Source organism: Streptomyces sp. NPDC030814 (assembly GCF_055572155.1).
Window position 1 is genome coordinate 1 of the sequence record NZ_JBVIDX010000055.1, and the last position, 10009, is coordinate 10009.

Consider the following 10009-nt stretch of genomic DNA (forward strand, 5'->3'; position numbering starts at 1 on the left):
GTCCAGGAACAACCCCGGCGTCGACATCACCGTCACACCACCGGCCAACGCCAGATCACACTCACCCGACCGCAACGCCTGCACCGCCAGATGCAGGGCGACAAGAGCGGCCGAGCAAGCCGTGTCGACCGTCACCGCCGGGCCTTCCAGCCCGAGGGTGTAGGACACACGCCCGGAGACGATGCTCGCCGCGTTGCCGGTGCCGAGGTGGCCACCGACGTCCTCGCCCGAGGCGACGAGGAGTGGGGTGTAGTCGTTGCCGTTGGTACCGGCGAAGACGCCGGTGCGGGAGCCGCGCAGGGTCGTCGGGTCGATCCCGGCCCGCTCGAATGCCTCCCACGCCAGCTCCAGCAGCAACCGCTGCTGCGGGTCCATCGCCAGCGCCTCACGCGGCGAGACACCGAAGAAGCCGGGGTCGAAGCCGGCCATGTCCCGCAGGAACCCGCCTTCGCGGGCGGTGCAGGTGCCCGGGTGGTCGGGGTCGGGGTGGTAGAGGCCGTCGACGTCCCAGCCGCGGTCGTCCGGGAACGGGGCGATGGCGTCGGTGCCGTCGGCGAGCAGTCGCCAGTAGTCCTCGGGGGTGTCGGCCCCGCCGGGGAAGCGGCAGCTCATCGCTGTGATGACGATCGGGTCATCGGTGACGGCGGTGAGGTCGGCGGTGGACCGTGTGGTGGCGGGCAGGCGGTCGTCCGCGGACGCCGTGCCGTCGGGCGCGGTGCCGAGTTCCGCGAGCAGCATGCGCGCCAGTTCGGCGCAGTTGGGGAAGTCGAAGACCAGCGTGGCCGGTAGCCGCATCCCGGTGATCTTGTTCATGCCGTTGCGCAGTTCGACGGCGCTGAGCGAGTCGAAGCCCAGGTCGCTGAAGGCACGGGTCGGCTCGACCGCCTCCGGTCCCGGGTAGCCGAGCACGGTGGCCACATACCCGCGGACGACTGCGAGGACGGCGTCGGCCCGTTCGTCGGCGGGTACGCCGGCCAGGTGGCGGCGGAGGGCGGGCTGATCGCCGTCGGCGCCGTCGCCCCCGAAGGAGCCGCCGGCCGCCTGCCCGGAGGCGGTGGTGCGGACCGGATCGAGGACGCGCTGGGCGTCGGGCAGTTCACGCAGGAGGGCGCTGGGCCGCGAGCCGGTGAAGGCGGGCGCGAACCGTTCCCAGCCGATGTCGGTCACGGCGAGGTAGGTCTCGCCGTGGTCGAGTGCCTGCTGGAGCGCCTGGCATGCCAGTTCGGGCTGCATGTCGTACACGCCGTAGCGGCGCAGGCGGTCACCGACCGCGCCGTCGCCCATGCCTCCGTCGGCCCAGTGGCCCCAGGCGATCGCCGTGGCGGGCAGGCCGAGGGAGCGGCGCTGCTGGGCCAGGGCGTCCAGGAAGGCGTTGCCGGGCGCGTAGTTGCCGAGACCGGGTCCGCTGATGGTTCCGGACGTCGAGGAGAACAGGACGAAGGCGGATAGGTCGAGATCTGCGGTCAGTTCGTGCAGGTTGACCGCGGCGGTGGCCTTGGTGCGCAGCACCGGCTGCATGCGGCCGGGGTCGAGCGCGTCGATGACGCCGTCGTCGAGGGAGCCGGCGATGTGCAGCACGGTGTCGAGCGGGTGTTCCTCGGGGATCGTCGCCAGGAGTGCGCGCAGCGCGTCGCGGTCGGCGACGTCGCAGGCGGCGAGGGTGACGCGGCCGGCGCCGAGGGCGGTCAGTTCCGCGGCCAGTTCGGCGGCGCCGGGAGCGTCGGCGCCCCGGCGGCTGGTGAGCAGCAGGTGTTCGGCGCCGAGGGAGGCGAGCCAGCGGGAGACGTGTCCGCCGACGGCGCCGGTGCCGCCGGTGATGAGGACGGTGCCGCGGGGGCGCCAGCTCTCGCCGGGCGGGGTGGCGCCGTCGAGCGGGGCGCGCAGCAGCCGGCGCCCGTAGGTGCCGGAGGCGCGCACGGCGGTCTGGTCCTCGCCGTCGGGCCGCGCGAGCAGCGCGCACAGCCGGTCGCCCGCCCGGCGGTCGAGGTCGGCGGGCAGGTCGATCAGACCGCCCCAGCGGTCGGAGTGCTCCAGGGCGGCGACCCGGCCGAAGCCCCAGACGAGGGCCTGCGGCGCGCTCAGGACTGTCTCGGCGGCGGTGACGGCGACGGCACCACGGGTCGCGCACCACAGGGGTGCGCTGACGCCTAGGTCGCCGAGGGCCTGGAGGAGGGCGAGGGTTCCCGCGAGCCCGGCGGGCACAGACGGGTGGTCGGGGTGCGGGTCCTCGTCGAGGGCGAGGAACGAGAGCACTCCGCCGAGGTCGGCCGGTTCCAGGGCGGGTTCGCCGTCCGTGGCGGTGAGCGCCGAGGTCAGGAGGCCGGCCAGCCCCTCGCGGTCGGCGGCGGGGCGGGTGCCGTCGACGGCCACGACCCGGACGGTGACGCCGTGCTCGGCCAGGGTGCTCCGGGTGGCGTCCGCGAGTGCGTGGCCCGCGGCGGGCTGGACCAGGAGCCAGGTGCCGGACGGGGGCGCCGCCGCGGTGTCCTGGGTGAGCGGGGTCCAGCCGACGTTGTAGCGCCAGCTGTCGACGGTGGACTGTTCCTTGCTGGTGCGCCGCCAGGCGGACAGCGCGGGCAGCACCTCGCGCAGCGGGGTGTCACCGCCGAGGTCGAGGGTGGCGGCGAGGGATTCGAGGTCCTCTTCCTCCACCGTGCGCCAGAAACGGCTCTCCACCTCGTCGGTTGCCTGTGCGCCGTCCTCGGCGGCCGGCTCCGCGTCGCGCAGCTCGGGCCAGAACCGAAGTCGCTGGAAGGCGTACGTCGGCAGGTCGACGTGGTGGGCGCCGGAGCCGGCGAAGACGCGGTGCCAGTCGACGGGGACGCCCTGGGCGTGGGCTTCGGCGAGGGAGGTCAGGAAGCGGTCCAGGCCGCCCTGGTCGCGGCGGAGGGTGCCGAGCACGGCGGCGTCGGCGCCGGCGTCCTCGACGGTCTCGCGCAGGCCGAAGGCGACGACGGGGTGCGGTCCGACCTCGATGAAGGCGCGGTGCCCGGCGGCGAGCAGGCCGCGGACGGCGTCCTCGAAGCGGACGGTCTTCCGCAGGTTGGTGTACCAGTAGGCGGCGTCCAGGACGGTGTCCTCGTCCAGCCATTCCCCGGTCACCGAGGAGCGGAAGGGGATCTCGGCGGGCGTGGGGCGCACTTCGGCGAGCGTGTCGAGGATCTGCTCCCGGACGGGCTCGACATGGGCGGAGTGGCTGCCGTAGTCCACGGCGACCTTGCGGGCCTGGACGCCGTCACCGGTCAGTGCGGTGAACAGTTCGTCCAGGGCGTCGGCGGCGCCGGAGACGACGACCGAGCCCGGGCCGTTGACGGCGGCCACGGCGAGCCGGTCGCCGTACGGCTCCAGCCGGCCGCGCACCTCGTCGGCGGGGAGCGGGACGGACATCATGCCGCCGTCGCCGGCGATGGCGGTGATGGCCTTGCTGCGCAGGGCGGCGACGCGGGCGCCGTCCTCCAGGGACAGGGCGCCGGCGACGACGGCCGCGGCGATCTCGCCCTGGCTGTGGCCGACGACGGCGGCGGGCTCGACGCCGTGGGAGCGCCACAGGTGCGCGAGGGAGACCATGACGGCCCACAGGACCGGCTGGACGACGTCCACCCGGTCGAGGTCGGGGGCGTCCGGCCCGCCGCGCAGGGCGGCTGTCAGCGACCAGTCGACATACGGCGCGAGCGCCTCCTCGCACTCGGCGATGCGGCGGGCGAACTCGGGCGCGGTGTCGAGGAGTTCGCGGCCCATGCCGGGCCACTGGGCGCCCTGGCCGGGGAAGACCAGCACGGGTCCGGTGCCGCGCCGGTCGAGGCCGCGGACGACGTCGCTGACCATGCGGTCCTCGACGAGATCGCGCAGTCCGCGTTCCAGGCCGTCGTGGTCGGTGGCGAGCACGACCGCCCGCTGTTCGAAGGCGGTACGGGTGGTGGCCAGCGACAGGCCCAGGTCGGCGAGGCCGAGTCCGGGGTGGTCGCGCAGGTGGGCGAGGAGCCGGCCGGCCTGGGCGCGCAGCCCGTCGGCGGTGCGGGCGGAGAGGGGGACGGGTGTCGGCAGGGCGGTGCGGGCGTCGGCCGGCTGCTCGGTGGTGGCGGGCAGTCCGGTGCCGGACGCGGGCTGTCCGGTCGTCGTGTCGTGCGGTGCCGGCTCGCCGAAGGACCGGTCGTGGAGTGCCACGTCGTCGGGGGCCTGCTCGATGACGACGTGCGCGTTGGTGCCGCTCATACCGAACGACGAGACGCCCGCGCGGCGCGGACGGTCGGTCCGGGGCCAGGGCACCGCCTCGTCGAGCAGCCGCACGTGCCCGGCGGACCAGTCCACCTCGGGGGTCGGGTTCTCGGCGTACAGGGTCGCAGGGAGCAGTCCGTGACGGAGGGCCATGACCATCTTGATCACGCCGCCGACACCGGCGGCGGCTTGGGAGTGGCCGATGTTCGACTTGAGGGAGCCCAGCCACAGAGGGCGGTCCTCGGTACGGTCCTGACCGTAGACGGCGATCAGTGCCTGGGCCTCGATCGGGTCACCCAGCGTCGTGCCGGTGCCGTGGGCCTCCACCGCGTCGATGTCGGCCGGGGTGAGTCCGCCGCCCGCCAGCGCGGCGCGGATGACCCGCTGCTGCGAGGGCCCGTTGGGGGCGGTCAGGCCGTTGGAGGCGCCGTCCTGGTTGAGGGCGCTGCCCTGGACGACGGCGAGGACGGGGTGTCCGCTGCGGCGGGCGTCGGACAGCCGCTCCAGGACCACCATGCCGACGCCTTCGGCCCAGCTCGCCCCGTCGGCGTCCGCGGAGAACGGCTTGCAGCGGCCGTCCTCGGCGAGCGCCCGCTGCCGGCTGAACTCGATGAGGGAGCCCGGCGTCGACATGACGGTGACACCGCCGGCCAGCGCGAGGTCGCACTCCCCCTGCCGCAGCGACTGCACCGCCAGGTGGAGGGCGACCAGGGAGGAGGAGCAGGCGGTGTCGACGGACAGCGCCGGGCCCTCCAGGCCCAGGGCGTAGGCGATGCGGCCGGACAGGACGCTCGGCGAGTTGCCGGTGCCGATGTACCCCTCGAAGCTCTCCTTCGCGGCGCCGAGGATGCCGATGTAGTCCTGGTAGGTGACGCCGGCGAAGACACCGGTGAGGCTGCCGCGCCGGGACGCCGGGTCGATGCCCGCCCGCTCCAGTGCCTCCCACGACGTCTCCAGCAGCAGCCGCTGCTGGGGGTCCATGGCCAGCGCCTCACGCGGGGAGATGCCGAAGAAGCCGGGGTCGAAGTGGCTGGCGTTGTGCAGGAATCCGCCCTCGCGGGCGTAGCAGGTGCCAGGGTGGTCGGGGTCCGGATGGTAGAGCGCGGCGAGGTCCCAGCCGCGGTCGGACGGGAGCGGGGAGATGCCGTCGCCTCGGTTGGCGACGAGGTCCCAGAGTTCCTCGGGGCTGCTGATGCCGCCCGGGTAGCGGCAGGCCATGCCTACGACCACGATCGGATCGTCGTCGAGCCGGGCACGCGAGGCCGCGGGCGCCGCCGCGTCCGGCCGGGCACCGAACAGTTCCTCGTCGAGGTACGCGGCGAGCGCGAGCGGTGTCGGGTGGTCGAAGACCAGGGTGGCCGGCAGGAGGACGTCCAGGTCCGCGCTGATCCGGTTGCGCAGTTCGACCGCGGTGACGGAGGCGAAGCCGAGGTCCTTGAAGACGCGGGACGGCTCCACCTCGTCGAGGTCGACGTAGTCGAGCACGGCGGCCACCTTGCGGCGCACCAGGTCGAGCAGGACACGTCGGCGTTCGGCGGCGGATCGCCCGGCGAGCCGGTCCACCAGGGTCGCCTCCTCGGCCGCTGCACCGGACCCCGCGGCCCGGCGGCGCGCGGGCCGCGCCGGGGCGGCGGGACGGGCGGGGCCGGTGGCGTCACCGAGGGCGCTGCCCGCGTCCGTGCGGTCATCGGCCGCACCCGTGTCCGTACGGTTCCCGGCGGTCGCGGTGGCCAGGACGGCCGGGGTGGGCGAGCCGGAGGCGGGACGCAGCCGCAGCGACTCGACGGCGAGGACGGGCTGCCCGAAGGCGTCGGCGGCCCGGAGGGTCACCGCGTCCTCGGCGCACCGGGTCAGCCGGACGCGCAGCGCACCCGCGCCCTCGGCGAGCAGCGTGGCGCGCTGCCACGCGAACAGCAGCAGTCCCTCGCCCATTCCCTCCGGCAGGCCGAGGCCCAGGGGGTGCAGGGCCGCGTCCAGCAGGGCGGGGTGCACTCCGAAGCGCCGCGCCTGTTCACGCGCCTCCTCGTTGAGCGTGACCTCGGCGTACACATCGTCGCCGTGCCGCCATACGGCGGTGAGGGCGCGGAACGCCGGGCCGTACTCCAGACCGGCGTCGCGAGCCAGTCGTTCGTAGAGGTCTCCGACGTCGACCGGTTCGGCTCCGGCGGGGGGCCAGACGGTGAAGTCGGCTGCCCCGTCCTCGGCTGCGGAGCCGGCGGGCGCGAGCTGGCCGCCCGCGTGGCGGGTCCACGCGGCGTCGTCGGGCCGTGCGTCGTCGGACCGTGGGTCGTCGGGGCAGGAGTAGACGGCGAGAGCGCGGGTGCCCCGGGCGTCCGGCTCGTCGATACGGACCTGAAGCCGGACCGCGCCCCGTTCGGGCACCGTCAGGGGCGCCTCCAGGGTGAGTTCGCGCACCTCGTCGCAGCCGACCTGGTCGCCCGCACGGACGGCCAGTTCCAGGAGGGCGGTGCTGGGCAGCACGGGGGCCCCGGCGATCCGGTGGTCCGCGAGCCAGGGGTGCGAGCGCAGCGACAGCCGTCCGGTCAGCACGACCGCGTCGCTGCCCGCGACCGGAACCGCCGCGGCGAGCAGCGGATGGTCGGTGGCCGCGAGACCCAGCGAGGAGGCGTCGCCCGTGCCGACGGGCACCTCGAGCCAGTAGCGCCTGCGCTGGAAGGCGTAGGTGGGCAGAGCGATCCGCGGGGCGCGGGCCAGCGACGGCAGGGCTGCCGTCCAGTCCATGCCGACGCCCCTGGTGAACAGAGCGGAAACGGCCATGAGCAGGCTCAGCCGCTCGGGACGGTCGTGCCGCAGCGCGGGCACCTGGAGACCGTCCGTCGTCTGCAGGCACGACTGGGCGAGGGTGGTCAGGGTGCTGTCGGGGCCGAGTTCCAGGCAACGGGTGACGTTCTGCTCGGCGAGGGTGCGGACGCCGTCGGCGAAGCGAACGGCGTCCCGCACGTGCCGCACCCAGTATTCGGGAAAGGTCAGCTCCTCGGCGGTGGCGAGTGCGCCGGTGACGTCGGAGACGACGGGGATGCGCGGCGCCGCGTAGGTGACGCTCTCGGCGACGGCACGGAAACCGGCGAGCATCGGTTCCATCAGCGGGGAGTGGAAGGCGTGGCTGACCTGCAGCCGCCGGGTGCGCTTGCCCAGCGCCTCGACGGCGGCGGCGATCTCACTCACCGCGTCCTCGGTGCCGGAGACCACAACGGACAGCGGTCCGTTGACGGCCGCGATCGCGACTTCCGTCTCCCGGCCCGCCAGCAGCGGCAGCACCTCGTCCTCGGACGCCTGGAGCGACACCATCGCCCCGCCCGCCGGGAGCGCCTGCATCAGCCGGCCGCGGGCCGCCACCAGACGGCACGCGTCCTCCAGCGACCACACCCCCGCCACATGCGCGGCGGCCAGCTCACCGATGGAGTGACCGAGCAGCACGTCCGGACGCACACCCCACGACTCCAGCAACCGGAACAAGGCCACTTCAAGGGCGAACAGCGCGGGCTGGGCGTACTCGGTCCGGTTCAGCTCGTCCGCGTCGTCACCGAGGGCCACCTCACGCAGTGGGCGCGGTAGTTCGGTGTCCAGGTGGGCGCACACGGCGTCGAAGGCGTCCGCGAACACCGGGTACTCCTCGTACAACTCGCGCCCCATACCGAGGCGTTGCGAGCCCTGCCCGGCGAACAGGAACGCCGTACGGCCGTCCTGGAGCACGGAACCGGTGACGGAGCCGTCGGCCGGCTCGCCGTCCGCGACCGCCCGGAGGGCGCGCAGGAGATCCTCACGGTCCGCGCCCCACACCACGGCCCGGTGCTCGAACGCCGAGCGGGTACCGACGAGGGAGGCGGCCACCTCGGCCGCGGTCACTTCGGGACGGCCGGCGACGTGGTCGGCCAGCCGCGCGGCCTGGGCCCGCAGCGCGGTCCGGCTACGGCCGGAGACCACCCAGGGCAGCAGGGCGGCAGGCTCGGGGCCGACGCCGTCCGGGTGCTCCGCGGAGGAGGGCACCCCGAGGGCCGGTCCCGCGAGGGCGGGTTGCTCCGGGGCGGGCTGTTCGAGGACGACATGGGCGTTGGTGCCGGACACGCCGAACGCCGAAACGCCGGCCCGTCGTGGACGTCCCTCCGCCTGGGGCCACTCGGTGTTCTCCGTCAGCAGCCTCACCTCGCCGGCCGTCCAGTCGACGTGGCTGGAGGGCTGTTCGGCGTGCAGCGTGCGCGGGAGCAGGCCGTGGTTCATGGCCAGCACCGTCTTGATGACGCCGGCGACACCTGCGGCGGCCTGGGTGTGGCCGATGTTGGACTTCAGCGAGCCGAGCCACAACGGCCGTTCGCGGTCCTGGCCGTACGCGGCGAGCAGGGCCTGGGCCTCGATCGGATCGCCCAGGGTCGTACCGGTGCCGTGCGCCTCCACCGCGTCGACATCGGCGGGTGTCAGCCCCGCCCCGGCCAGCGCCTGCCGGATGACCCGCTGCTGGGCGGGACCGTTGGGCGCGGTCAGGCCGTTGCTGGCGCCGTCCTGGTTGACGGCGGAACCGGCGACCACGGCCAGCACCCGGTGCCCGTTGCGGCGGGCGTCGGAGAGCCGCTCCACGACGAGCACACCCACGCCCTCGGCCCAGCCGGTGCCGTCGGCCTCGTCGGAGAACGCCTTGCACCGGCCGTCCGCCGCCAGTCCGCCCTGCGAGCTGAACTCGACGAACGCCCCGGGGTCGGCCAGCACGGTCACACCGCCGACCAGAGCCAGGTCGCACTCGGCGGACCGCAGCGACTGCGCCGCCAGGTGCAGCGCCACGAGGGAGGAGGAGCAGGCCGTGTCGATGGTCACGGCGGGGCCCTCGAAGCCGAAGGTGTACGCGACGCGGCCGGAGACCACGCTGCCGGAGACACCGGTCAGCAGCTGTCCGCCGAGCCCCTCGGGCACCTCGCGGAGCCCGGCACCGTATCCGGAGCTGCCGGCGCCGACGAACACGCCCGTACGGCTGCCGTGCAGCGAGTCGGGCTTTATCGCCGCCTGTTCGAGGGCCTCCCAGGAGGTCTCCAAAAGGAGCCGCTGCTGCGGGTCGACGGCGAGGGCCTCCCGCGGCGAGATGCCGAAGAACGCGGGGTCGAACTGCCCGGCGTCGTAGAGGAAGCCTCCCGCCCGGGTGTGACTGAGACTCTGGCCGCCGTCCGTACGGTGCAGGGCGTCGAGGTCCCAGCCCCGGTCGGTGGGGAAGTCGGAGATCGCGTCGGTGCCCTCGGTGACGAGCCGCCACAGGTCTTCCGGGCTCTCGACCCGGCCCGGCAGCCGGCATGCCATACCGACGATGACGATCGGGTCGTCCGTCGTGGCCGTCAGGGCCGGTACGGCCGCCTGCGCGCCCTCGACGCGGTCGGCGCCGTCGGGGAACAGCTCCTGCCGCAGCAGCCGTACGAGAGCGTTCGGCGTCGGATGGTCGAAGACGAGGGTGCTGGGCAGCTTCAGGCCCGTCTCGGCGGCGAGGCGGTTGCGCAGCTCGACGGCGGTGAGGGAGTCGAAGCCCAGGTCCCGGAAGGACCGCGTGGCCTCCACCGCCGCGGCGTCGGCGTGGCCGAGTACGGCGGCGACACCGGCGAGCACCGACTCCAGCAGGGCACGGTCGCGGTCGGCCGCGGGCACCGCGCCGAGGCGGTCCCGCAGCGCCGAGCCCACCGGTTCACCGGCCGGGGAGTCAGGGGTGGCGTCGCCGGTGGTGTGTGCTTCGGGGAGGCCGGTCAGCAACGCGCTGGGACGCACGCTCGTGTACGCCGGGGCGAACCGCCCCCACTCCACG

The 10009-nt window shown here is 74.5% G+C and carries 1 protein-coding gene; it reads right to left on the reverse strand.

Annotated elements, in window-relative coordinates; translation table 11 throughout:
- The coding region (locus ACZ43N_RS42590) for a type I polyketide synthase (RefSeq protein ID WP_468105245.1) at positions 1–10009 on the reverse strand (10009 nt) is incomplete at both ends.